This window comes from Bradyrhizobium manausense (assembly GCF_018129685.1).
Taxonomy (GTDB): Bacteria; Pseudomonadota; Alphaproteobacteria; order Rhizobiales; family Xanthobacteraceae; genus Bradyrhizobium; species Bradyrhizobium manausense_D.
Genome location: NZ_JAFCLG010000010.1, coordinates 155373 through 178529 on the forward strand (window position 1 = coordinate 155373; position 23157 = coordinate 178529).

At 64.0% G+C, this 23157-nt stretch carries 24 protein-coding genes; 11 read left to right on the forward strand and 13 right to left on the reverse strand.

The features are described 5' to 3' along the window. Nucleotides 1-128 precede the first annotated feature (128 nt). Nucleotides 129-1148: a GlxA family transcriptional regulator gene (locus tag JQ621_RS23180; RefSeq protein WP_212236993.1), complete on the reverse strand. Its 1020-nt coding sequence runs from the start codon at nt 1146-1148 to the stop codon at nt 129-131. A 108-nt stretch (nt 1149-1256) separates the two neighbouring features. On the opposite strand from JQ621_RS23180, the gene JQ621_RS23185 reads away from it, so the two are divergent. Beyond that, the gene (locus JQ621_RS23185) at nt 1257-1553 is read left to right on the forward strand and encodes a putative quinol monooxygenase (RefSeq protein WP_212236994.1); all 297 of its coding nucleotides are present in this window, start codon (nt 1257-1259) and stop codon (nt 1551-1553) included. Nucleotides 1554-1596: 43 nt separating this feature from the next. On the opposite strand, the gene JQ621_RS23190 is transcribed toward JQ621_RS23185, so the two are convergent. Beyond that, complete coding sequence (locus tag JQ621_RS23190; RefSeq protein ID WP_212236995.1) at nt 1597-2052, reverse strand: MarR family winged helix-turn-helix transcriptional regulator; 456 nt, start codon at nt 2050-2052, stop codon at nt 1597-1599. 86 nt (nt 2053-2138) lie between these two features. On the opposite strand from JQ621_RS23190, the gene JQ621_RS23195 reads away from it, so the two are divergent. Beyond that, nucleotides 2139-2642 (forward strand): PaaI family thioesterase, encoded by a 504-nt coding sequence (locus tag JQ621_RS23195; RefSeq protein WP_212236996.1) that lies wholly within the window; start codon nt 2139-2141, stop codon nt 2640-2642. Here the strand turns inward: JQ621_RS23195 and JQ621_RS23200 are convergent. From JQ621_RS23200 to JQ621_RS23225, 6 genes are all read right to left on the reverse strand, one after another. Further along, the gene (locus JQ621_RS23200; RefSeq protein WP_212237200.1) at nt 2637-3833 is read right to left on the reverse strand and encodes an adenylate/guanylate cyclase domain-containing protein; all 1197 of its coding nucleotides are present in this window, start codon (nt 3831-3833) and stop codon (nt 2637-2639) included. The two genes, JQ621_RS23195 and JQ621_RS23200, sit on opposite strands and share 6 nt — an antisense overlap. Before the next feature lie 108 nt (nt 3834-3941). Beyond that, nucleotides 3942-4526 carry a HutD/Ves family protein gene (locus JQ621_RS23205; RefSeq protein ID WP_212236997.1) on the reverse strand — a complete coding sequence of 195 codons (585 nt, stop codon included), beginning with the start codon at nt 4524-4526 and terminating at the stop codon, nt 3942-3944. 204 nt (nt 4527-4730) lie between these two features. Further along, a complete protein-coding gene (locus JQ621_RS23210; protein ID WP_212236998.1) occupies nt 4731-5885 on the reverse strand; it encodes an ABC transporter substrate-binding protein in 1155 nt (384 codons plus the stop codon). Nucleotides 5886-5910: 25 nt separating this feature from the next. After that, complete coding sequence (locus JQ621_RS23215) at nt 5911-6744, reverse strand: amidohydrolase family protein (protein WP_212236999.1); 834 nt, start codon at nt 6742-6744, stop codon at nt 5911-5913. Nucleotides 6745-6766: 22 nt separating this feature from the next. Further along, nucleotides 6767-7606 carry a shikimate dehydrogenase gene (locus JQ621_RS23220; RefSeq protein ID WP_212237000.1) on the reverse strand — a complete coding sequence of 280 codons (840 nt, stop codon included), beginning with the start codon at nt 7604-7606 and terminating at the stop codon, nt 6767-6769. Nucleotides 7607-7790: 184 nt separating this feature from the next. Next, nucleotides 7791-9881 (reverse strand): adenylate/guanylate cyclase domain-containing protein, encoded by a 2091-nt coding sequence (locus tag JQ621_RS23225; protein WP_212237001.1) that lies wholly within the window; start codon nt 9879-9881, stop codon nt 7791-7793. A gap of 316 nt (nt 9882-10197) precedes the next feature. On the opposite strand from JQ621_RS23225, the gene JQ621_RS23230 reads away from it, so the two are divergent. Genes JQ621_RS23230 through JQ621_RS23245 form a run of 4 tightly spaced genes read left to right on the forward strand, consistent with a single transcriptional unit; the run spans nt 10198 to nt 12731 of the window. Then, nucleotides 10198-10503, forward strand: coding sequence for a BufA1 family periplasmic bufferin-type metallophore (locus JQ621_RS23230; protein WP_212237002.1), 306 nt, complete (start codon nt 10198-10200; stop codon nt 10501-10503). Nucleotides 10504-10544: 41 nt separating this feature from the next. Then, complete coding sequence (gene bufB / locus JQ621_RS23235) at nt 10545-11456, forward strand: MNIO family bufferin maturase (protein WP_212237003.1); 912 nt, start codon at nt 10545-10547, stop codon at nt 11454-11456. Next, entirely contained in the window at nt 11446-12222 is a 777-nt protein-coding gene (locus JQ621_RS23240) for an HvfC/BufC N-terminal domain-containing protein (protein ID WP_212237004.1), read from the forward strand. The genes bufB and JQ621_RS23240 overlap by 11 nt, the downstream gene beginning before the upstream one ends. Continuing rightward, nucleotides 12222-12731, forward strand: coding sequence for a DoxX family protein (locus JQ621_RS23245; RefSeq protein WP_212237005.1), 510 nt, complete (start codon nt 12222-12224; stop codon nt 12729-12731). Before JQ621_RS23240 ends, JQ621_RS23245 begins: the two co-directional genes overlap by 1 nt. A gap of 110 nt (nt 12732-12841) precedes the next feature. Here JQ621_RS23245 and JQ621_RS23250 read toward each other — a convergent pair whose 3' ends face one another. After that, nucleotides 12842-14407 carry a L,D-transpeptidase gene (locus JQ621_RS23250; protein WP_212237006.1) on the reverse strand — a complete coding sequence of 522 codons (1566 nt, stop codon included), beginning with the start codon at nt 14405-14407 and terminating at the stop codon, nt 12842-12844. Between the two features lie 385 nt (nt 14408-14792). On the opposite strand from JQ621_RS23250, the gene pstS reads away from it, so the two are divergent. Then, on the forward strand, nt 14793-15857 hold the full coding sequence (gene pstS / locus JQ621_RS23255; RefSeq protein ID WP_212237007.1) for a phosphate ABC transporter substrate-binding protein PstS: 1065 nt from the start codon (nt 14793-14795) through the stop codon (nt 15855-15857). Between the two features lie 52 nt (nt 15858-15909). Here the strand turns inward: pstS and JQ621_RS23260 are convergent, their stop codons facing one another. Then, nucleotides 15910-17103 carry a CaiB/BaiF CoA transferase family protein gene (locus JQ621_RS23260; RefSeq protein WP_212237008.1) on the reverse strand — a complete coding sequence of 398 codons (1194 nt, stop codon included), beginning with the start codon at nt 17101-17103 and terminating at the stop codon, nt 15910-15912. A 300-nt stretch (nt 17104-17403) separates the two neighbouring features. Next, nucleotides 17404-18417: a fatty acid desaturase gene (locus tag JQ621_RS23265; RefSeq protein ID WP_212237202.1), complete on the reverse strand. Its 1014-nt coding sequence runs from the start codon at nt 18415-18417 to the stop codon at nt 17404-17406. 342 nt (nt 18418-18759) lie between these two features. Here JQ621_RS23265 and JQ621_RS23270 point away from each other — a divergent pair, with 342 nt between their 5' ends. From JQ621_RS23270 to JQ621_RS23285, 4 genes are all read left to right on the forward strand, one after another. Next, nucleotides 18760-18957 (forward strand): hypothetical protein, encoded by a 198-nt coding sequence (locus JQ621_RS23270; protein ID WP_212237009.1) that lies wholly within the window; start codon nt 18760-18762, stop codon nt 18955-18957. Nucleotides 18958-19330: 373 nt separating this feature from the next. Beyond that, entirely contained in the window at nt 19331-19606 is a 276-nt protein-coding gene (locus JQ621_RS23275; protein ID WP_212237010.1) for a hypothetical protein, read from the forward strand. Nucleotides 19607-19756: 150 nt separating this feature from the next. Further along, nucleotides 19757-20440 carry a Crp/Fnr family transcriptional regulator gene (locus JQ621_RS23280; protein ID WP_212237011.1) on the forward strand — a complete coding sequence of 228 codons (684 nt, stop codon included), beginning with the start codon at nt 19757-19759 and terminating at the stop codon, nt 20438-20440. A 159-nt stretch (nt 20441-20599) separates the two neighbouring features. Beyond that, nucleotides 20600-20827 carry a hypothetical protein gene (locus JQ621_RS23285; RefSeq protein ID WP_212237013.1) on the forward strand — a complete coding sequence of 76 codons (228 nt, stop codon included), beginning with the start codon at nt 20600-20602 and terminating at the stop codon, nt 20825-20827. A 30-nt stretch (nt 20828-20857) separates the two neighbouring features. Here JQ621_RS23285 and JQ621_RS23290 read toward each other — a convergent pair whose 3' ends face one another. Then, nucleotides 20858-21037: a hypothetical protein gene (locus JQ621_RS23290; RefSeq protein WP_212237015.1), complete on the reverse strand. Its 180-nt coding sequence runs from the start codon at nt 21035-21037 to the stop codon at nt 20858-20860. A gap of 433 nt (nt 21038-21470) precedes the next feature. After that, a complete protein-coding gene (locus JQ621_RS23295) occupies nt 21471-22907 on the reverse strand; it encodes a lipopolysaccharide biosynthesis protein (protein WP_212237017.1) in 1437 nt (478 codons plus the stop codon). Nucleotides 22908-23157 lie beyond the last annotated feature (250 nt).

Here is a 23157-nt window from a genome sequence, read left to right on the forward strand (position 1 = left end):
GAGCGTTGAGCGTAGTTGGACGTTCACCCCTTGGCAACAGCACGCGAAGATTGTCTGACCGGGTCTCAGGCCCGTTTCGCAAGGCGCATCAGCTCGTCAGTGAACCGCCCGATCGGCAGAGACCAGGCTCAATCGTCTGAGCGGCCTTGCCCTGTCCTTCCGGCGGCGTTCCCCGCATTGGACCCGCGCGCGTCCGCGCGAAGCTCGCGCACACCACGGCCGAGTTTGCGGCGGAGCAAGTTGCGCAAGGTGACACCTTCTGCATAGCCGACGGCGGCCGCGATCTTCTCGACGTCATCATTGGACGTCCGCAGCAGATGCGCCGCACGCTCGACCCGCAGATCCTGGATGTACGCCAGCGGACTTTTGCCAAGCGCATCGCGGACGCGCCGCATCAACGTCCGTTTGCTCGCGCCGGCGGCGCGAGCGGCCTCGTCGAGCGAAAAGCCGTCGGCAAGATGCTCTCGGGCCCAGCGCTCGAACCGCTGCACGAGCGGATCAGAATGCAGGAGGTGATCGCTGATCGCATAGATCGATTGGGCCGGCCGCGAATCCACGATCAGGTAGCGCGCCGTCGTCTCGGCGAGCGACGGGCTGACCTGGCGGATCAGCCAGAGCGCCATGTCCATATGGCTGAGCGCCGCGCCGGCGGTCAGCACACGACCCGAGCGCACCAGCATGCGCTCGTCCTCGAGCCGGACCAGCGGATAGCGCTGACGGAAATACGGCGCCAGCCACCACGTGGTCGTCGCGAGCTCGCCGTTCAGCACGCCGGCCTCCGCGGCGATGAACGTGCCGATACAGGCGGCCGCGACCTGCGTGCCAGCATCGGCGCACTGCCGCAGGATGCGGGCGGCGGCCTGTGCCTCGGGCGCGGCAAGCGCGGCGGCGAGCGGCTCCGGCGCCCGTTCGCCGATCGCGGGAACGACCACCCAATCCGGCGGCGGGCGACCGTGCGCCTGAGAGACGGCGAGCTTGAATCCCTGATTGCTGCGAAGCTGGCGTGACAGGCCGATGACGGTGACGTCGAATGCGATCGATGCAAGCTTTTCAGCGGCAGCGAGCTGGTTTGCCGTCGCAAAGGCATCGAGCACCGCGGCGAGGCCGGTATCGAACACGCCATTGAGCGCGAGCACGTCGATCTTCATGGCTGCATCCGCATCAAAGATGTCATTCCTGACCATGGGCCGATGGAAGCGCCGCGGCTAGTTTGAGAACGCTTCCCGATCCTCTCAGAAAGCTTCATGGAGACCTCGATGATCAAGCTCGCTTTCCTCGCCCGCTTCGAAGCCAAACCCGGCAAAGAGCAGGCGGTGGCAGAATTCCTCCAGATGGCGCTCGACATGGCCAAAAAAGAGCCCACTACGATCAACTGGTACGCCATCAGGCTGTCTCCGACGACGTTCGGCGTGTTCGATACATTCAACGACGAGAATGGACGCGAGAGGCACCTCAACGGCCCGATCGGTCAGGCGCTGATGGCCAAGGCGCCCGAGCTCTTTTCGTCGCCACCCTCGATCGAGCCGGTCGAGGTTCTCGGAACGAAGAACTAGCGCCGGAGGGTCGGCGTCCCATAAGGACGCCGGCCCTTCGCCGCTAAGGCAATCTTTCGCTCTCGCGCGCCAGCCTCAGCACGAGTTCGCTGTCGACGTGGCGGGACAGCCTGACATTCGCATCGCGCCACAACGGGATGACCTGCTCCAATCGGCGCGCCCCCTTCTCCGTCAGCCAGACGGCACGACGGCGAAGATCGGTCTCGACGATGGCGATTTCGACCAGACCCTCGACTTCCAGCGCGCGCAGATTTCTGGACAAGGTCGACTGGTCGAGACCGGTGCGCCTGGCCAGCGCTGCGATCGTGTCATCCGGCGCGGCCGCAAGCTGCGCCATCAACCCGAGCTGGGCGAGCGTGAGGTTTGCGCCGACGAGCTCGCCCTCCAGAAACTGTGTGATGCGGCGGGCGGCGAGCCGGCTGCCGAGGCCGGCGCAGCTCCCGATCAGCCGTGCGGCGTCGGCACGTAAGGTCTTGCGGGGCTGCTTCGATGGTTTCATAGGTATGTGTATATACATTATTTGTATATGCATGCAATAACGACGTAAACCCGAATGGATTGCCCGTGTCGCAGGAGGCGAGCATCGTGACCGAATATCGCTATGGACTGCCCTCGCCGACCGGCGTCGAAGGCATGACGGGCAAGGAGATCCTCCAGGCCATCATCGATAGCCGGCTGCCGCAGGCGCCGATCTCGCAGCAGATGACGTTCTGGATCACCGAGGTCGGCGACGGTTTTGCTGCCTTCGAGGGCGAGCCTGGGCCGCACCTGCTCAACCCGATGGGTGGCGTCCATGGCGGCTGGGCGCTGACGCTGATCGACAGTGTCGGCGGCTGCGCCGCGAACACGCTGCTGCCGGCGGGGATCGGCTACGTGACGATCGAGACCAAGGGAAATTTTTCAAGGCCCATCACGGTCAAGACCGGTCGGGTCCGCGCCGAGGCCCAAGTCGTGTCGCAGGGACGACAGGTCATTTCCGCCGAGGCGCGCGTGCTCGGGCCCGACGGCAAGATCCTGGCGCATGGCACCACCACCGTGCTGGTGATCGGAACCGGCAAGCAGGGTGTTGCGGGCAAAACAGAGCTATGAGGCGCCAAACGCAAACAACTCGATCGGCTCGCTGAAGCCGCGCACGGCATGCTTGCCGACGCGCTCCAGCTCGAACTCCCGATCCACCAGCTCGGCGAAGTCGCGCGACAGCAGCACCGGCTTGCCGATCTGCTTGGTGAGAGCCTCGAGGCGCGAGGCCATGTTGACGGCGGGGCCGATCACGGTGAAGTCGAGCCGGCTTGACGATCCGATATTGCCGTACATGACGTCGCCGACATGGACGCCGATGCCGTAGTTGAGCGGCGCGCGCCCCGTGCCGCTGTTGCGCTCGTTCAGTGCCGTCATGGCCTGGCGGGCCTCGGCGACGGCGCGCAACAGATTGGCGCAGGCGTTGGGCTGGCTGAGCGGGAAGATCGCGAGCAGGCCGTCGCCGATGAATTTCAGGATCTCCCCGCCATGCCGCGCGATCGGGTCCGACATCGCGTCGAAATAATCGTTGAGCAGATCGATGACGTCGTCGCGCGGCCAGTTGTCGGAGATCTTGGTGAAATCCCTGAGATCGCAGATCATGATCGCGGCGCGCACGGTGGTGCCGGTGCCGCGCCGCGTGGCGCCGGCGAGGATCAGCTCGCCGGCATGAGAGCCGACATAGGTCTCCAGCAGCGTGCGCGCCAGGCGGTTCTTGATGCGGATTTCGCTGACCAGCGCCAGCACCGGCAGCAATTTCTTCAGCGCCGCGATGTGCGAATCCTCGAAGCCGCCAGGGCGGTCGGTCGCGAAGGTGACGAGATGGCGCTTGCCGAGGGTGTGATAGAGCGGCCAGGCGACATAATCGGTCAGGCCCTTCGAGCGCATCTCGTCATAGAGCGCGTGCTTGCGGCCGAACGCGGGATCACGTTCGAGATTCTCCCTGACCTCGGTTGCGCCTTCCAGTAGCTCGTTGGCAGGGCTGCCGATGAATTCGGAGCGCTCCCTGACGTCGAAATCGACCCGCCCGATTTCAGCTTCCCGCATGCCGTCGGACCACATGATGCGGGCGCCCAGCCATTGCGGGTGGTGTATCTGGACGTGAAGCGTCGCGCGCTTGAGCGGAATGCCGGCTTGCTGGAGGCGGATGCACATCTGCGCGAAGATGTTGTCGATGAAACGCTCGTTTTGCGTCCCGGTGGTCAGCCAGTCGACGACGCTGTCGGCTAAGGTTGCAGCGGGAATCTTGTCTGGCGCGTTCATATCCTGCCCTTCAGCGGCGGTCGTCATGACAGCAGATATCGTGTTCCGGCGCGGCCGCGTCAACCTAGCCAGTTGCACGGATTGTGCGCATCGGCAGGCGCGGCCGGTCTAGCCGACGAGCCTGATCGACGCCAGCACGGCGAGCCCCGAGACGAGTTCCAGCGTCGATGCCCGGGTCAAATCGACTCGCAAGGTGCTTTCGTGCGAAATCGAAAAATCCTCGCCGTCGAGACGAATGCCGCAATCGCCCAGCGCCGCATGGAGCAAATGCGTCCCGGCGGCCAATTGCCGTTCACCGGGCTCGCTCAGCGTCAACATCTCGATCTCGGCCGCACCGCGCCGGGCCATCAGATTGACGACCTCGACCGGGCCGGCCTCCAGTTCAGTCACGATCTCCATCTCGCCGGTGAAGCGCACGGTCGTGAATGGCTCGCGCTCGTCGAACTCCCCTTGCGGCGTTTTCAGCACCAGCCCGCGCCCGCGGACCACCATCTGCAAGCGGTCGATGCCGGGCATGTGGGAGAACGGCCCGGGCGCGACGATCGGCGTGGAGGCGAAGCGCCACAGCAGGCTGTCCCAATCCTTCGTGATCGCGCCGGGACGATGCGCGTCCGCGATATCGGTAAAAACGCCGCCGCCGTTCTTCCAGGGCGCGCGGGTGTAGTCTCCGGATGTCAGCAGTGTGGCTTTCATGTGTACGGACGTCCGCTCGAGGATCACCCGCGCATCATTAGCCGTCTCACGCCCTCGCGTCGACGGTGCGAAGCTCGTGGAAGGGCCGGCCCGTCTACTTCTCCGATGCCGGCTTCAACTTAAAGCTTCAATATGACCTCCGTTATCGCGCGGGAATGCCGCCGTGGCAGGGCGGCACGGCGGGATTCGCGGAACACGAAGGACTCACTCGCTCTTGCCGCCACCCAGCTTCGGCAGCGTCTCGACGATCTTCTGCTTGCCGTCGACGATTTCAGCCAGGAAGCTCGCGCGGTCGATGTCGCCGTTCCGGTCCCAGCTGGCTTCCATCAACATGCCGGGCGCCTTGTCGGGCGTCAGGGTCAGGCCCTTCATCGCCGCGCCAAAGGCCTTGCTGTCGAATTTTCCGATCTTCTCGGTGACGTATTTGACGAGATAGACCGCAGTATAGCCCTTGATGCCGTTGTGATCGGGCAGGTATTTGAAGCGGTCGGAAAACTTCTTCGCGAATTGCTGGATTGCCGGCACCGGCGCGTCGGCGGAGAGGCCCACATGGCCGCGCACACCATTGGCGGCGGGGCCGGCGAGCTCGACCACCTTCTGGCTGAGCAGCGTGGTCTCGCCGAACAGTGGCGTCGACAGGCCCTGCCGCTTCGCCTCGATCAGGAAGCGCGCGCTCTCTTCCTCGTTGGTGTAGACGAACGCGGCATCGGCCTTGGCGCTCTTCAGCTTGATCACATCGGAGCCGAAGTCGACCTGTCCCTGCTCGGTGGAGATATCGGCCGCAACCTCGATGCCGCGCGCCTTCATCTCCTTGACGAAATTGTCATGGCCGCCCTTGCCGAAATCATTGTTGACCCACAGCACCGCTACGCTCTTCACCTTGAGCCTGTCATGCAGGTAATTGGCGATCTTCGGCATCGAGAATTGCTGGCCGAAGGCGGTGCGGAACACAAAGGGATTGCCTTGCGTCGTGATGTCGGCGGCCTCGGCGCCGACGATCTGCGGGATCTCGGCTTGTTGCGTCAACGCCATGTTGACCTTGACCGAGCCGGAATAGATCGGCCCGAGCACCACATAAGGATCCTTGTCCAGAACCTTCTGCACTTGCGCGCGCGAGATGCCGGGGTTGCTCTGGGTGTCGAGATGCTCGGTCTGGATCTTCCGCCCCAGAATGCCGCCGGCGGCATTGATCTCGTCGACCGCGAGCGCGACGCCGTCACGCCAGTTGGTACCCGAGACGGCGCCTGGGCCGGAGAGCTCGATGACATCAGGAATGTAGACCGTGCTCTGCGCGCGGGCCGCGCCTGTTGTGAGCGATGCCGCGAGCGCGATGGCGAGCGTGCCTGCAAGATGCCTCATGATATCCTCCCTGGCGTTTTGTCTTTCATGATCCGTCGAAGCCCAGCAGTCTTGCCGGCGTTTGCCACAGCAGGCGATGCTGATCGTCCGAATCCGGAAACAGCTTTGTCAGCACCGCAAGCAGCGGCCCGTAATCGAGCCGTTCAGCGGCGCGCAGGAACGGATAGTCCGATCCCCAGACGCAGCGATCGAGCGTGAAGGCCTCGACCAGCGCGGCAATGAACGGCCGGATGTCCTCATAGGGATGCGGTTGCCGCGAGAACTTGTAATAGCCGGAGAGCTTCATATACGCGTTGCGCTCGCGGCCGATCGCCAGCAGCGCCTGGAAGGCCTTGCCGTTCACACCTTGTGCGACTGACGGCCGGCCGCAATGATCGAACACCAGGCGGACCTGCGATTTGTCGATCAACGGCAACAGATCGAGCAGTTGATCGTTCTCGACCTGGATTTGAAGGAACAGGCCGAGGCTTACCAGCTTCTCCAGCAGCGGCGCAGTGTTGCGGTAATGGTCGGCGCCGTGGAATGGCACGTTGTAGGCCACGCCGATCACGCCGCCGGCTTTCAGGCGCTCCAGCTCGCGAATGTCGACATCGTTCTCGACAACGGCGACGCCCTTGAAGCGGCCGCCGCCCTGGCTCAGCGTGTCGAGCAGGATGCGGCTGTCGCTGCCGTAGCCGGTGTTGGTCGCGACTACGAGCGCATGGTGAACATCAAAAGCATCAAACACGCGGATGAGCTGCGCGGCAGGCGCGATCTCCTGCCCGCTCGGCCGGTACGGCGTATCGGGGCGATAGGGAAACCGCACGGGATCAATCGCGTGGATATGGCAGTCGATCTTGGGGCCCGCCGGCAATGTCATGAACAGAGCTCCCCGCGCAGTTTCAGAACGTGGCTTCAATGGCCTTGATCAGCTCCGGCGTCACGTCGGGCATGACACCGAACCAGGCCTTGAAGGCCAGCCGCGCCTGGTTGAGCAACAGGCCGAGCCCGTTCACCGTGACGCAGCCCCGCCCGCGGGCCTCGGCCAGGAACGGCGTCTCCAGCGGTGTGTAGATCAGATCGGCGGCGAGCGTCGCGGGCTTGAGTCGTGACAGATCTATCTCGAGCGCGCTCTTGCCAACCATGCCGCGGTCGGTGCAATTGACGAGCAGCGCGACATCGGCGAGCGCGGCTGCGCGATCGTCCCAAGCGACGGTGCCGACGGCCGAGCCGAATTCCTTCGCGATCGCCTCGGCCTTCTCGGCGGTGCGGTTGGCGATGCGTATCTCGCGTGCGCCGTTCTCCAGCAGCGCCACGACAACCGCACGCGAGGCGCCGCCCGCACCCAGCAGCAGGATCGGCCCGGCATCGCCGCGCCAGTCGGCCTTGGCGTCGCGCAGGCTTTGGACGAAGCCGTTGCCGTCATTATTGAAGCCGGACAGCGTGCCGTCCGCTTCGACGACGATGGTGTTGACCGCGCCGATGCGCTTCGCGGTCTCGTTGACGTGCGTCAGCAGCGGCATCGCCGTCTGCTTGTGCGGCATGGTGACATTGCAGCCGCGAAACCCGAGCGCGACGAGGCCGCGAAGCGCATCCTCGAGCCGCTCCGGCTTCACCGCGAGCGGGACATAGGCGCCGCGGATGCCATGGGCCTTCAGCCAGTAATTATGGATGACCGGCGAGCGCGAATGCGCGACCGGCATGCCGATGACGCCAGCCAGACCAAAACCGTCCTGCGACATGCCGCCCTTCCCGTCCCGACACGCGCCCTTCGGCGCGCGACCATGTTATTTGGTCATTTGTCCAATTCTATTAGGCGGAATGGCTATCGCGCGCAATCTGAATTTCCAGACGGTGGAGGGAGAACGGGAAGGCCGCGCACGGAGTGGCTCATATGTCGCGCGATCGATGGCCCTCGCCTTGCGGCTATTTCGCCGTCAGCGCGGCGACTGGCCGCCACGATTGGTCGGGCGCGGCCGCGGCGAACTGCCGGCAACGGTCCCGCATCAATTCTGCCGGGCGATCATGGCCGCGCTCGTTCAGCACGGCTTCGAAATCAACGAGCGCGGCGGCAAACCGGCGCGCGCGATAGTTGGCGAGGCCCTGTTCGTAGCGACCGATCCAGCCAATCGCATCACTGCTCTCTTCGCCGGCAAGCGCGATCAGTTCGTAGACCGCAAAACCCTCCTCCCGTCCGTAAACCGCGATGCTGTCGAGCTCGCGCGTCACGATGGCGCCGCGGGCCAGCCGCTCGGTCTCCTCGCCGATCAGGATTTGCGTGCCGTAGGACTTGTTGGCGCCCTCGAGGCGGCTTGCGACGTTCACGGCATCGCCGATCACGGTGTAGTTCAGCCGCAGCTCCGAGCCGATATTGCCGACCAGCATCTTGCCGGAATTGATGCCGATGCGGATCTGGAGCGGCTGGCCGAGATCGTCGGCAAGCCCGGACTCCCGCATCGCCCTGCCGCAGCCGAGCGCGGCGCGGCAACATCGCAAGGCATGATCGGCCTGCGGCTGGGGCGCGCCCCAGAACGCCATCACGGCGTCGCCGATGAACTTGTCGATGGTGCCGCCACTGGCGACGACGGCCCCCGAGCAGAGGTCGAGATAGCGCGACAACAGCGGCACCACGCGATCGCCGAGCCGCTCGGACAGTCCGGTGAAGCCGGCGATGTCCACGAACATGACGCTGAGCTCCTGGATGCTGCCGCCGGGCTTGGCCTCGACGCCCTGCCGCAGCAGGGAACGGACGAGATCGGCCGGAATGAATTTGCGGAAGGCGGACAGCCCGGCCGCCATCTCGGCGATCGCGCCCGACAGACTCGCGAGCTCCTTGAGCCGCGACGGATGGCGACGGACCCGCTCGAGCGCAAAGGCTTCGACATGGCGGAGTTCGCTTGCGACCAGCGCAAGCGGCGCGGCAATGACGGAGCGCGCCAGAAGGGCCGAGGCCAGACCCGCCAGCACGGCGCCGACGGCAAGACCGACGATCAGCCGCCGCAAGGTGGTCTCGACCGGACCGAGGAACTCGGCCTCCGGGATCACGGTGGCCAGCGACCAGCCGGGAAACGGCAATGGCGTGAGCGCGACCTCATAGGCTGCGCCGCCGGACATCAGCCGGCTGCGCCAGGCGTCCTTGCCGCCACCGCCTGCCTTCGCAAGCGCCAGCTGCGCGAGCGGCAGCAGCGTCGTATCGCCTTTTGCGAGGTGCAGCTCGTCGGCATCCTTGTCCGGCGCTGCGACCAGCTCGCCATTGTCGTCGATGATGAAAGCCGTCCCCGTGCGCCCGACCTCGAGCTGCGACAGGAACCGCGCAAGGCGCGTATATTCGATGACGATCGCGAGGACGCCCTGCCGCTCCTGATAGACATCGATCGGACCCGCATAGGCGATCGCCGGCCGCTCGCCGGTCGGATGGTCCACGACCTTGAACCAGGCCGGCTCCTCGGCAGCGAGCCCGCTCTTGAACCAGGCTCGGTCAGCGACACGAAAATCGGTCGGCTCGAACCGGCGATTGGCGAACTCGATGTCGCCGGGCACCACGTCATATTCGTCGATGCGGCGCTGGCCGGGATGATCGGTCAGCGATATCTCCATCATCTCCAGGCGGCGGTCGCCGAGCTTGTGCGCGGCGAAGAAGGACCCGTCGGGCCAACCGAAGGCAACCCAGGAGATCGCCGCCTGCGACTGCAATTGCGACAGAAAGACGAATTCGCGCTTGTCGGCCTCGCGGGTTTCGAGCACGTTTTGCAGGAAAAGTGTGCGGATCGCGGTGTGCGCCGCGTGCGCCTCGTCGACGATGGCGGAGACTTCCTTGCGCACCGCCGCCACGATTTGCTCGTTGATGGTCGAGGCGAGCTGGCGGCTGGTCGCCTCCGCGGTACGCCACCACAGCAGGCTGGAGAGGGCGGCCGTCAGCAGAATCGCCGTCAGCACCAGGGCCGAGACTGCAAGGCGGATGCTGAACGTCAACCGCATGACTCTTGCCTGGATCTGCGCTCCGGGAGTGACGTTCATCGCTGTTTCGGCTCCTCGAAGATCGCGATCAGCATAGCGTCTGATATCGCCATACGTCGGGAATGCCCGCCTCGTTACCCGTTGCAGGCCGGGCCACCCGTTTCCAATACTCTCCGGCTACCATCTCGATAGGCGCAAGGCATTGGATAGCGCCGCCGTTCGACCGCAGAGTCCGGCCCAAGCGCATGGTCCATGCGCCGCAACAACGGTCTCACGAATTCGTGAGCGATCCTCGCGTAATCCGGATCGCGGTGAGAGCGAAGGAAACAATGCGCTCGTCGCCGAGCATTCTTGCAATCCCATAAGGAGGAATTCGATGTCTGCCAAAAATACCGTCACTACGCTGGTTCTCGCCGGCGCCGTCAGCACTGCGCTTGCGACCTTGGCCGTCGCCGGGCCGCTGACCAAGGCCGAGGCGGACGCCGCCATGGCCGCCAAGAAGGAAAAGTGCTTCGGCGTCGCGCTGAAGGGTCAGAACGACTGCGCCGCCGGACCGGGCACCACCTGCCAGGGCACCTCGACCGCCGATTTCCAGGGCAACGCCTGGAAGTTCGTGCAGGGTGGCACCTGCACCAGCATCGAGTTGCCGAACGGCAAGAAGGGCTCGCTGAAGCCGGTCTGACGCGGCGAACCAGCATCGCAACAGGGAAGCGGAGGAGCGAGATGACAGCGACAACCGGGCCAGTCCGGCCCACGCCCCTCCGCTTTCCACTCCCGATCGGCGGCGTCGCCGGCACCAGCTTCAAGCACGAGCACCTCGGGGCGATTCTCGAAGCAGGTCGGCAACGAGGCTTCTTCGAGGTCCATGCCGAGAATTATATGGGCGCGGGCGGACCGCCGCATCGCGCGCTGGAAGCGATCCGCCGCTATCATCCGCTCTCGCTGCACGGCGTCTGCATGTCGATCGGCGGACCGCAGCCGCTCGACAAGGCGCACCTGGCGCGCTTCCGCGGCCTGGTGGCGCGCTATCAGCCGGCGCTGGTGTCCGAGCATCTCGCCTGGTCGACGCATGCGACCAGCTTCTTCAACGATCTGCTGCCGCTGCCGTACACGGCGGCGACGCTGCGCCACGTCTGCGATCACATCGACCAGATGCAGGAGGCGATCCGGCGTCCGATCCTGCTGGAAAACCCGTCGACCTACCTTGCTTTCGCGGAGTCGACGATCAGCGAGACCGACTTCATCCGCAGCGTTGCGGAGCGCACGGGATGCAGCCTGCTGCTCGACGTCAACAACGTCTTCGTGTCCGCGACCAATCACGGCTTTTCGGCGCTCGACTATCTCGCCGACTTTCCACTGTCCCGCGTCGGCGAGATTCACCTTGCCGGGCACGACGCGCAGAGCGACGACGACGGCGAGCCGCTGCTGATCGACAGCCATGACGGGCCGGTCGCGGATGCCGTGTGGAAGCTCTACGAGATCGTCATCGAACGCTGCGGCCCGGTGCCGACGCTGATCGAGTGGGACAGCAAGATTCCGGATTGGCCGGTCCTGCAGGCGGAAGCCGCCGCTGCACAGGCAATCCTCGACCGCTGCGGGATCACCGTGCCCGCGGAGGATCGTCATGCCGCCTGAGCCGGTCTGTTTCGCCGCGGCCTTCGCGCCGGGACTGTTGGACCCCGACTGTCGCGTGCCACAGGTCGTGACCGGCCCGAACGGCAAGGCCGCCGGAAAGCGCTACGACGTCTATCGCAACAACGTCACGGTCAGCCTGATCGACGCGCTCGCTGCGATCTATCCGGCGGTGCAGCGCATCACCGGCACCGACTTCTTCCGCGCCATGGCGCGCTTCCATGTTCGCAGCAGTCCGCCGACCTCGCCGCTGCTGTTCGAATATGGCCGCGGCTTTCCGGACTTCATCGCACAATACGAGCACGCGCAAACCATGCCATGGCTTGCCGATGTCGCCCGGATCGAGCGGGCCTGGCTCGACGCCTACCACGCGCGCGACGCAACGCCGCTGGATCCAGCGCAACTCGGCGCGGTCGCGCCGGAGCGACTGGCCGACCTCGTTCTCATACCGCACCCGGCAGCGCAGATCGTGCGTTCGGACTACTCGGCGGTGACGATCTTTGCCGCCAACCGCGAAAGCGCGCCCGTGGACCGCATCGACGCCTCGACACCGGAAGACGCGCTGATCACGCGGCCCGGCTTCGATGTCATCGTGCGCCACTTGCCTGCCGGCGGGGCGGTCTTCGCAACGTGCCTGACGCAGGGGCGGACGCTCGGCGAGGCTGCGGCATTGGCGCTGGAGGCGTCGGCCGATTTCGACATCGCGGTCAATATTGCCGGCCTGGTCGAGGCAGGCGCGTTCACTTCAATTGATTTCGGAGACGCATGATGATCACGGACCAACGCATGTCGGCGGAAGCAAGCCTGCCGCCCCTCAGGCTTCTCGTCGATAAAGCCAATCATCTGGTGCAGACGATCGCTGCGCCCTCGCTGGTCCAGCTCATGCTGCGGCTCGCGCTCGCCGTGCCGTTCTGGCGCTCCGGAATTCTCAAATGGGGCGGCTTCCTCAAGCTGAACGATACCGCGGTGACGCTGTTTTCCGACGAGTTCATGCTGCATTTGCCGGGCGGCCCCTATCATTATCCCGCGCCGGCGGTCATGGCCTTCCTGTCAGGGTGCGGCGAGATCACGTTCCCGATCCTGCTGGTCCTCGGGCTCGGCACGCGGTTCGCAGCCCTCGGACTGCTGTTCATGACGCTGATCGTCGAGCTCACCGTGCCTGACGGCTGGCCGGTGCACATCACCTGGGCGGCGATGGCGCTGGGCATTATGGCCTACGGACCCGGACGCGTCTCGCTGGACTATCTGGTCGGCCGAACGCTGTCGCACGAGCGATAGCGTCCGGATCGCCGCCCTGCGTGAAGGCGGCGTCGGTCGAGGACGAGCTCAGGCCCTGGTGATCACGGCAAGGCCGTCATGGCGGGAGACCCCGCGCTCCGGCTTCGCTCCTACCAAAAACTCCGCTGCACCGGCTGGGTCGATTGGTAGTACTGGTACTGGCCGCCGCGCCGGCGCGGATTGACCGGTTGCGGGTTGGGATCGCGCTGCCCAAAGAAGAAGAAGCCATTGCCGCCGAAGCCGCCACCCCAGCCGTCGTCGCTGGCCATTTCCACCGGCGGCGCGGTCGGCTTGCGGGTGATGAAGCCGCCTTGCGGGTGGTTGCTGAGGACCGCGACGAACTCGGTGCGGTAGTTGGTCTCGGCGCTCAGGGGCTCGTCCGAGATGATGATCGAGGAACGCGGCAACGCGGTCGGCGCGATGCGGTCCCACACCTCCTGCGGGATGGTGATGCGATCGAGCGCATTCTTGGCGTTGTCGCCTTCGTCGATGCTGACCACGCTCCAGCGCAGACCAGTGTCGTTCTTCGCCATCGCCGTGAAAATGTGCGTGCCGAGCGGCTGCTCGGGATTACGGATCGTGACGGGAACCTCGATGCTGGTGTCGAACACCTCGCCGCCGCCATCCGGCGCCGGCTTGTGGGTGTTGCGGCGCACGTAAAGCTTCTGCGTCGCGCGGCTGATGTAGACCGAGACCGGCTCGAGCGCGAGTTTTGCGTCGGTCGCAGCTTTCACCGCGTCGGCCTTCCTGGCCGCAGCGGCTTTGGCGGCGTCCTTGGTGGCAGCGACGGCGTCGCGCTTCGGTTGCGCATCGGCCTTCGCGGTGTCGAGCTGGGTTGCTGCATCGGCGGCCTTGGCGGCGGCCTTCTGCTTCAATTCATCGGCCTTTGCTCTGGCCTGGTCGTTCTTGGCATTGGCAACCAGCTTGTCGGCATAGGCGTTCTCGGCATCGGCGCGAGCCTTCTGCTGCTCGAGCTTGCGCAGCGTCGCCGGGAGCGACTGCGCCTCCTTTGCTGCCGCAGCCGCAGCCTTCTTGGTCTCGTCGGCGACCCTGGTGGCCTCGTCGGCTTCGGCGGCGAGCTTGCCGACGCGGCCGGGAGCCGCCGCAATGGCGTCCTTGCTCGGCACGAACAGCGAAGGATGCGAGAAATCGACCGGAGCGGCGTCATTCGGCGAGATGATCACCCGCATGCCGATGTTGGTCTTGTCGAACAGGCTCTCGGCGAAACCAAAGGGCATGCGGACGCAACCATGCGACGCGGCGTAGCCGGGCAGCGGCCCGCCATGAAGCGCGATGCCGTTCCAGGTGATGCGCTGCATGTTCGGCATCCAGGCATCGTCATACATCGAGGAGTGATGGTCCTTGTCCTTTTCGATGACGGCGAAGACGCCCGCAGGCGTCTCGCGTCCGGTCGTGCCGGTCGAGACCGGTGCGCGCAGGATCCAGCCCTCTGAATCGTAGAACGTGACCTGCTGGCTCTTGATCGACACGATTGCCATGATCGGCTCGCCGGCCTCGCGCTGCGCGACCGCCTCGACGGTCTGGCGCGGCTGCTTGGCGGCAAGGGCGGCGCCCGGGGCGGCCAGCGCGATCGCCGCCGCGAACATCACAATTCCGGGAGCTTCCCAACGCCGCATCACGCGATTGGACAGCGCCGTCGCCATCAGGTCTTTCATGCCATTCCCCGGTTGCCTGTCCGCACTTGCATCGATGATCCGTCAGATTGCGATCTTTGGATTAAGAATTCGCAGCCACCATCCGTTCCCTTTCGGGCGATATCGGGTCCGTTCGGCGACGGAACTCTCATATACGAGGGCCCGCGCGGGCGGAAGGGCGGTCCGCGGCCAAGGCCGGCCCGGAGCTGGCGGGCACGCGCGTCTCGGTGTCGTTGGCCGTTGTCGCGGCCGTCCTGATCAGCATCGCCCGCATTTTCGGTTCTTGAGGCTGGCAGCCTTGTGCGGTCGGATCACACAGCCGCTGAATCAGATGCTTTTCATTTATATTACAGTTCTGTGACATAGACCACACAGGCTTGCCGGGCGTGCGGCTAGCTTCGCAGCCATGATGAAACATATCAGGCTTCCGATCGTCCTCGCCGCCCTCGTCGTCGCCACGCAAAGCGTCGCTGCCGAGACCACTGGCGCTGGCTCAACCTTCGTTTCGCCCGTGATGGCGAAATGGATCGACGCCTACAAGGCGAAAACCGGTAACACCGTGAACTATCAGGCGGTGGGATCGAGCATCGGCATCGGCTTGATCAAGAAGGCCTCGGTCGATTTCGGTGCCACCGACATGCCGCTCGATCCGAAGGAGCTGGACAAGCTCGGCATGATCCAGTTCCCGATCGTGATCGGCGACGTCGTTCCGGTCGTCAACATCGACGGCGTCAAGCCGGGCCAGATGCATTTCACCGGCGACGTGCTCGCCGGCATCTATCTCGGCAAAATCAAGGCCTGGAACGATCCGGCCATTGGCGCCATCAATCCCGGTTTGAAGCTGCCGAACGCGGCGATCACCGTCGTGCATCGCATCGACGGATCGGGCACGACGTTCAACTGGTCGAACTATCTGTCCAAGGTCAGCCCGCAATGGAAGACGAGCGTCGGCGAAGGCACCGCAGTCGAATGGCCGGTCGGCCTCGGCGGCCGCGGCAATGACGGCGTCGCCTCGCTTGTCAGCCTCGTGCCCGGCGCGATCGGCTACCTCGAATATGCCTATGCTTTGCAGCGGCTGGACAAGATCTCGTTCGGCGTGGTGCAGAACAGCGCGGGCCGTTTCGTGGCGCCCGATGCCGCCTCGTTCCAGGCGGCCGCCTCCAGCGCGGACTGGACGGCGGACAGGGATTTCCATCTCGTCCTCACCAATGCACCGGGTGAGGATGCCTATCCGATCACGGCGACGACGTTCGTGGTGATGCCCAAGCAGCCGAAATCTCCGGAACGATCGACTGCTGCCATCGACTTCATGCGCTGGTCGCTCGAGAACGGGAAGACGCAGGCTGAAGCGCTCAACTACGTTCCACTGCCCCCCGCTTTGGTCGACCAGGTCGAGATGTACTGGCAACAGAGCCTTGGACAGAGCCTTGGACAGGCGACCGTGACGGCATCCGCCGGCGTCAAGCGCTAAGGCTCAACTGCCAAGGTTCAACTGCCAAGGTTCAACTGATGGCGCGCCGGACCTACGGCGCGGCAACGGCCTTGCTGGCGACAAGCGCCTCGATCTCGGCGTCGCTCAGTCCGACTTCGCGCAAAACTTCGCGCGAATGCTCGCCAAGTCTTGGCGCCATGCGGTGGATACCGGCCGGGCTCTCGGAGAATTTCGTCGCAGGACGCGCCTGGCGAATTCGCCCTTCCGTCGGGTGATCGATATCGGCAAACAGCCCGACGGCCTCGAGATGCGGCTGCTCGCCGATCTCCGTCAACCTGGCGAAGGCGGTGTGCGGCACGTCGAGCCGCAGCAAAAGCTCCTCCCATTCCGCCGTGGTGCGGGTCGGCCCGATCTCGCTCATGCGGTCGTAGACCTTGTCGATGTTCTGCGAGCGCAGCACGGGATCGCGCACGCCCAGTTCATCGATCAGCTCGGGGCGACCGACGGCTTCGAAGAAGGCGCACCAATTGTCCCCGGAATAGGGCAGCATCGTCAGCCAGCCATCCCGGGTTTTCACCGGACGCCGGTTCTTCATGCGCTTGTAGCCGGTCGGCCCGATCGGCGGATCGAATGCGTGCCCGCCCAGCATCTCGATGCTGTTGAAGCCCGCGATCGTCTCCAGCATCGGCACCTCGACCATCTGGCCCTGCCCGGTGCGCTCGCGGCGGAACAGCGCGGCGGAAACCGCGCCGACCATCGCCATCGCACAGATCTTGTCGCCGATCAGGCTCGGGACGAATTCCGGCTTCTCGTCCGACCCGATCGATGATGCGAGGCCGGAGGCCGCCTGGATGATCTCGTCGAAGGCCGGGCGCGCCGCCCAGGGCCCGTCCTGGCCAAAGCCGGTGGCGGCGGCATAGATCAGACGCGGATTGAGCTTTGCACAGTCGGCGTAGCCGAAGCCGAGCCGCGCCATCGCGGCGGGGCGCACGTTGGTGACGAGCGCGTCGACCATCGGGATCAGTTTTGCCAGGACCGCCTTGCCGTCCGGATGCTTCAGGTCAAGCGCGAGGCTGCGTTTGTTGCGGTTGACCGCCATGAACTGGCCGCTCATGCCGCGGTTCCTGAACAGGCCGGTGTAGCGCCAGGTGTCGCCTGCGGGCGGCTCGATCTTGATGACATCCGCGCCCCAATCGCCGAGCATTTGCGCGGCGTACGGACCGAACAGCACGCTCGTCAGATCGAGAACGCGGATACCGCTGAGAGGGCCGGTCGGTGTCGTCATATGTCAGCACTGTGGTTGGAGGACGTTGTCATGGCACCCGGAGCTTATTCGCCGAGAACGCCGCCGAACAGCTCCCAGGATTTTCCGTTGAAGCGCGGCATCTCCGTCCCTGGCGGAATGCATTGACGCGTAGGCCCGCAAGGCCGCCATCAACGTCCTCCACTTCTGTTCTTGGTTATCGTCGGCCGCCTCGCTGACGATGTCGGCGAGGGGGACGATACATAGATTATCGGGCGTGAGATGTAGCGCAGAATTCAGATGCGCATGCGCAAGCCGCAGCCGTTCGGTCTTGCCGGTTCGTCACCCGGCGCGCCGGGCCCGCGCCTCTCCGAAAGAGACGAGCTGAAACCGCTCCTCGTCCCACAGGACAAGTCGCACGGACCGCAGACTCGGGAGCAGGGTCATCCGTCTGACGTCAGCGAGTTGCGGATGGTCCCGCAACACTTCGGGCAATCTGTAGCAGGGAATCCGGCTGCTCAGGTGATGGATATGGTGGATGCCGATATTCGCTGTGAACCATCGCAGGACCGCCGGCAAATGGTAGTGGGAACTGCCATGCAATGCAGCTTCGTGGAAGCTCCAGTCTTCGTCATGGGACCAGTACGTGTCCTCGAACTGATGCTGGACGTAGAACAGCCAGACACCAATCGACGCAGCCAGAATCACGATGGGCAGATGCACGAGCAGGAAAGGCCCATAGCCCACCCACCGCACCATCGTCACGACGAGAAGCGCGATGCCGGCATTCGTGCCCATTGTGCTCAACCAGGGTTTCCAGCCACCACGCATCATTCCGACCGGCAATCGATGCTTCAGGAGGAATAGATAGGCCGGACCGACGCCAAACATCACGATGGGATGCCGATAGAGACGATAGAGCAGCCGACGTCCGCGCGGCCGCGCGTGAAACTCGCTCACGGTCAGTGTGTCGATGTCGCCCAGACCCCTGTGGTCGAGATTGCCCGAGTTTGCGTGATGGCGTGCATGGCTGCCTCGCCAATAATCATATGGCGTCAGGGTCATGACACCGAGCGCTCGGCCGACCCAATCGTTCACGGCCCTGCTGCGAAAGAACGAGCCGTGCCCGCAATCGTGCTGGATCATGAAGAGCCGCACGAGCAAGCCGGCCGCAGGCACCTCGAGCAGCAGGCCGAGCCAATACCCGTGACCAAGGGCCCCCTGGATCACGGCCCAGATGAGCAGAAGCGGCACAGCCGTGATCACCAGTTCAAAAACCGCACGCGCGCTATCGGGTTCGCGATAGCGGGCGAGCAATTGTGGCAGAGCGCGAAGCTCCGGCGGCCCTTGGCTCATATCAGATTTGCTTCCGAGCATGTCCGCACACGACGCCTTCGCTGGAGACTCGGGGTCGCGCCCAAGTCCCCTCCATATTGATCCGTGTGCGATGGTTTGCTGAGCGATATTGCACCGTCCGGGGTCCAGCGATCCCGTCCGAACGTCCAGGTCAGCATAGCACACCGTGATCGGCGAATGCCCGTCCTTTGCGGCCAGCAGGCAGTTTTCCTGATATGAGCAATATTGACCAGTGGCCGGCATGAGAGCGCGGCATGCTCTCCGCGTCGCAGCCGGCGAATCGGCTGCAAGCGGCGGCGGCTTCGGGTGCAGCATACCCCGCCATATGGGCAGGAGCTTCATATGTCCGAGGTCTACGCTCGTCCTGAACCGACGCTGATCCCCATACCCCGGCCACCCTGTCCGGCCTGCCAAAATCGCATGATGCTGATCCACGTCGCGGCGGGTTGCGACGGGCCCGGTCTGCGCATCTTCGAATGCTCGAAATGCGGCAACGTCCACAAAGTATCCACCGACGATCCGACGAGGGCAGCCGAGTAGGCTGAAGCGGTACGTTGAAGCTAGCGGCCCTAGAACGGGGGTGCGAACCAGGGCCGCCATTCATCAGACATGATGGGTGGGCATCATATCCGGTCGCCATCACCAAGTAACCCCGGCGACGTTCGTTCCAAGCGCAGACTCTCGTGACGTGCTACCAGCGCGCGACGAAAGTTCCAACAGCTCAGATGCCGGTGCTATGACCGGCATTGGCTCTTCGCCGATATGGTCCATTCCGTCAAAGCTGAGCAATTTTGCTCTGCGGCAATGTCTGCTAACCGGTAGGCTGTGACCGCCGTGTTCGACCAGCACGACCGGCCGGGCTGCCAAGCGGCGCGCTGACGCCCCATGCAGGTTCGCCCAGGAGATCACAACCTTGACCATCAGAACAACGCGGACCACCGTTTCATTCGCCAATCCCTTCACGCTGTGGAGCCTGGGGGGCCCCCAGCCAGCTGGCGAATATGTCGTTCTCCTCGACGACGAGCAGATCGAAGGGTTGTCGAGAGTTGCCTACCGGCGCGTGGCGACACTGTTTCAAACGCCCGCGACGTCGGCTTCTCAGCCGCCGATCCAATCCGTCCCGATCAGCCAAACGGAGCTTGATGCCGCGCTCATGAAAGACCGCCATCAGACGATCGCATCCCATTGAACGGACAGACGGGATATTGCGGATCAGCCGAAATAGCCGATACAATTCGCCGGTCTCCATTTGGATCGGAGGCCTGCAGCGAGATTGGGCCTGAATACGACGTGCGGGCCGGACTGATCCGGGCGTCCTCCACCGGACATTGATGACGACATGCCGAAAGCGCCGAAGGATACGTTCGATCCCAAGATCTTTCTCGCCAAGGTCGGCGAGGGCAAAGCCATTTTGAAATTCGACAAGAACCAGGTCGTTTTTTCGCAGGGCGATGCTGCAGATGCCGTCTTTTATATCCAGAAAGGGAAGATCAAGGTTCTGGTCGTTTCCGAGCAGGGCAAGGAAGCGGTGGTGGGAATCATGCAGCCAGGACAATTCTTCGGCGAAGGCTGCCTGAACGGACACCCCTTGCGAATTTCAACAACGGTAGCGATGGAACCATGCGTGATCACATCCATCGCGAAGCCCGCGATGCTCGTGGCACTCAAGAACCAACCGAAGTTTTCCGAATTGTTCATGGGGTACCTTCTCAGTCGAAACAGCCGCATCGAGGAAGACCTGATCGACCAGCTGTTCAACTCCAGCGAGAAGCGGCTCGCGCGTCTCCTGCTTCTGCTGGCAAATTTTGGAAAAGACGGCGTCGCTCAACCGATTGCAGTGCAGATCAGTCAGGGGACGCTCGCCGAGATGATCGGGACAACGCGCTCCCGGGTCAGCTTCTTCATGAACAAGTTTCGCAAACTCGGCTTCATCACCTACAACGGCAAGATCGAAGTTCACAATTCCCTGCTGAACGCGGTCTTGTATGACAAGCCAGAGATCGTGAGGGACGACGACGACTGAGGCATACGGACGGAGGGATCGAAGCGGTTCGAGCTATCTCCCGAACAATACGGAACATCAACCGCGCCGTTCGGTTACCCCTCTATCGCAGCCGATCATGCGAAGTCCGATGCCGGATAATGACCGGCGACGCGGTTTACACCGATACGAAAGCAGCCGATGAGAAAGCCCTCCGCACCAGCAGACGAGAGTGAACCGAGAATCGTTCAAAGGGCCGACGTGGCACCTATTGACGGCTTTTCGCTTGTGGTCGACGGTCACTTCAAGACGCATTACGACGACCAGAATGCAGCGCAGAAGGCCGGCGCCGAACTGCTGGGCAGGTTTCCAATGCTCCAGATCCTTATTTACGATGCCGCGACGAGGACGAGATCCCCGCTGCCGTGACGCTCGGTGATCATTCCTTCTCACCTTCCATCAGGAGTCCCTTGATGGTGGGCCCATCGTCATTCGTCCGGGCGCGCCCCGGACTTTCGCCTCTTCTTCGATGAGACGTTTCAGGAGCCATTGCCGTCGGGCGTCGTCCCGGGCCAGATCAAGCTGCCTCCTGAAGATTTTCAGGTTCTCGCGGTGAACGAATTCCTCCAGGTCTTCCATCTTGCCTTCAGCTCAGGTCGGCGACCTGAGATCGTGACTGGCGAGCCACAGGACGGCCGCCGAGCGCATTGGATCTGCTTCAACCGCGCCGGCATGGATGCGATCACAACAGGCGCAGTCGAACATTCCGATGTCCGACGCGGACGGCCCGGGAATTCTTACCAGGCTCAAGTGCCCGCCGCACTTGGGACAGGACGGCTTCCGGATCGGTGCAAGTGGTCGGCCGGATGAGCGGAAGTATTGCGAAAGCATACGTTTCACTCCTATCAGGCGAGACCGTTCCAGAACCTCTCTGGCGCCGACAGTTCCTCAAAAGGAACGACGACCACCATGCGCCTCCGGATCCGACATTGCTGGTCAATATTGCTCGCTGGAACCAAATCCCACGCCGCAGCCGGATGTTCGCTCAGGACGGAATGAGGCGGAAACCGCACTACACGCCAAGCGCCTTGCGGTGAAACGTCCGGACGAAGCGCAGCGATAATGTCCGTATGTTGGCGACATTGAGCAGCCAAGCGGCAATGACGTAAGCGAGACCGCCGCCGACGCTCACGATCATCAGTGCCGCGATGCCGGTGCCGTTGACCTGCGACCGGGCCAGAAGGATCGCCCCCGCCATGGCTGCGGCCGAGGCTGCAACTCCAGCAAGCCGGTTGACGTCGAACGGAACGGGATGGGCGCGTTGCATCAGCACGACGGCAACGACGAAGCCGATCGCCTCGGTCGCGAGCGTTGCCAGCGCAGCGCCATAGATGCCATAGCCCGCGACCAGCGCCACCATCAGCGCCACGCTCACGATGAGCGTGAGGAAGGACTGCGCAGCCAGCATGAACGGCCGCTCGGCGAGCTGGAAGCTGATCTGGACGTAGAACTGGTTGGCGATGCCGAAGAAGCGGGCGAGCACCAGCGTCGGCAGCAGCATCGACACGCCAGCGCGAAAATCGACGCCGACGAGCGTGCCGGCGACCTGATCGGCCGCGAGCGCCAGCCAGACCGCGACGGGCGCGACGACGAGGAGCAGCAGCTCCAGGCTCTCGGTCAGCCGCTCGCGCGTCGTCTCGGTGTTCTTCTCGGACAGCGAACGGAACACCAGCGGCACGGTGGCGGCCGCGACGCTGGAGGCGATCATCACCATGAACTGGCGCGGCAGATCGGCGGCGACGCCGAAGATGCCCGCCGCATCCTTCCCGAGCAGCCAGGCGACGATGAGCCGGTCGCTGGCCGAGTAGACCGCGACCGAAAGGCCCGCAAGGGTCAGCGGCAGGCCGTAGCGCGCCAGCTGCATGAACTGGCTGCGCTGGAAGCGCGCGATCTTCGTGCGATCTCCGACGAGATTGAGGATGATGCCGGCGAGCGAGCCGAGGCCGAACGCCGCGAGCAGGCCCATGCCGCCCCAGCCGAGCCAGATGCCGAGCAGGCCAAAGCCGAGGCTCGACACGCTACGTACGATCGAGATCATCGCGAACCGATAGGGGCGCAGCTTGGCGCGTTCGAACTCCTGGCCGACATCGACCGCATTCGACATGATCGCAACGAACATGCTGGCGAGCACCAGCTCGACGCTGACGTCGCTGCGAAACAAGAACACCAGCGGGGCGGCGGCGCACATGGCAACGACAGTCAGCGCGAAGGCGACCATCGCCGTGCCGCGAAAATCCACCTCCGCCGACATCGCCTGGTAGCGCGACACCGACAGCTTGATCCAGGCGAAGAAGATCGCCCCCAGAATGCCGGCAATGCTGATGCCGACGACATAGACGCCGTATTCCGCCGGCGTGAGCAGCCGCGTGTAAGCGGTGACCGCGAAGAAGCCCACCGCCGCTGGCAGGATGTAGGCGACGAGATAGATGGAGAAATGGCGATTCAGCATGCGTGCACGGGACCGGCGGCCTTGACATCGAGCGGCCGTTCATCAGTTGGATCTTTGGCGTGACAATCAAAGATTTGCGGACCGCGCCGCAGCATCCCCCAAGATAGTCATTTAAGTCTGCAGATCGGCCACCGAATAAGGCGCCTCCGCCGCTTTCGCGCGTTAGCGTTAAGTTTGCCCTGTCCTTGAACGGGCCGCCGCGATCACCCAAAAGAAACCATGATTTCAGGACGCCGCCCGGCCTTTGGTT

Coding starts and splice junctions, on each gene's coding strand:
- JQ621_RS23225 (WP_212237001.1), bottom strand. CDS start 9,881: ATGAACGTCACTCCCGGAGCGCAGATCCAGGCAAGAGTCATGCGGTTG.
- bufB (WP_212237003.1), top strand. CDS start 10,545: ATGACAGCGACAACCGGGCCAGTCCGGCCCACGCCCCTCCGCTTTCCA.
- JQ621_RS23205 (WP_212236997.1), bottom strand. CDS start 4,526: ATGAAAGCCACACTGCTGACATCCGGAGACTACACCCGCGCGCCCTGG.
- JQ621_RS23230 (WP_212237002.1), top strand. CDS start 10,198: ATGTCTGCCAAAAATACCGTCACTACGCTGGTTCTCGCCGGCGCCGTC.
- JQ621_RS23265 (WP_212237202.1), bottom strand. CDS start 18,417: ATGAGCCAAGGGCCGCCGGAGCTTCGCGCTCTGCCACAATTGCTCGCC.
- JQ621_RS23190 (WP_212236995.1), bottom strand. CDS start 2,052: ATGAAACCATCGAAGCAGCCCCGCAAGACCTTACGTGCCGACGCCGCA.
- JQ621_RS23180 (WP_212236993.1), bottom strand. CDS start 1,148: ATGAAGATCGACGTGCTCGCGCTCAATGGCGTGTTCGATACCGGCCTC.
- JQ621_RS23280 (WP_212237011.1), top strand. CDS start 19,757: ATGCCGAAAGCGCCGAAGGATACGTTCGATCCCAAGATCTTTCTCGCC.
- JQ621_RS23295 (WP_212237017.1), bottom strand. CDS start 22,907: ATGCTGAATCGCCATTTCTCCATCTATCTCGTCGCCTACATCCTGCCA.
- JQ621_RS23220 (WP_212237000.1), bottom strand. CDS start 7,606: ATGTCGCAGGACGGTTTTGGTCTGGCTGGCGTCATCGGCATGCCGGTC.
- JQ621_RS23245 (WP_212237005.1), top strand. CDS start 12,222: ATGATCACGGACCAACGCATGTCGGCGGAAGCAAGCCTGCCGCCCCTC.
- JQ621_RS23185 (WP_212236994.1), top strand. CDS start 1,257: ATGATCAAGCTCGCTTTCCTCGCCCGCTTCGAAGCCAAACCCGGCAAA.
- JQ621_RS23240 (WP_212237004.1), top strand. CDS start 11,446: ATGCCGCCTGAGCCGGTCTGTTTCGCCGCGGCCTTCGCGCCGGGACTG.
- JQ621_RS23200 (WP_212237200.1), bottom strand. CDS start 3,833: ATGAACGCGCCAGACAAGATTCCCGCTGCAACCTTAGCCGACAGCGTC.
- JQ621_RS23260 (WP_212237008.1), bottom strand. CDS start 17,103: ATGACGACACCGACCGGCCCTCTCAGCGGTATCCGCGTTCTCGATCTG.
- pstS (WP_212237007.1), top strand. CDS start 14,793: ATGATGAAACATATCAGGCTTCCGATCGTCCTCGCCGCCCTCGTCGTC.
- JQ621_RS23215 (WP_212236999.1), bottom strand. CDS start 6,744: ATGACATTGCCGGCGGGCCCCAAGATCGACTGCCATATCCACGCGATT.
- JQ621_RS23290 (WP_212237015.1), bottom strand. CDS start 21,037: ATGGAAGACCTGGAGGAATTCGTTCACCGCGAGAACCTGAAAATCTTC.
- JQ621_RS23250 (WP_212237006.1), bottom strand. CDS start 14,407: ATGAAAGACCTGATGGCGACGGCGCTGTCCAATCGCGTGATGCGGCGT.
- JQ621_RS23285 (WP_212237013.1), top strand. CDS start 20,600: ATGAGAAAGCCCTCCGCACCAGCAGACGAGAGTGAACCGAGAATCGTT.
- JQ621_RS23210 (WP_212236998.1), bottom strand. CDS start 5,885: ATGAGGCATCTTGCAGGCACGCTCGCCATCGCGCTCGCGGCATCGCTC.
- JQ621_RS23270 (WP_212237009.1), top strand. CDS start 18,760: ATGTCCGAGGTCTACGCTCGTCCTGAACCGACGCTGATCCCCATACCC.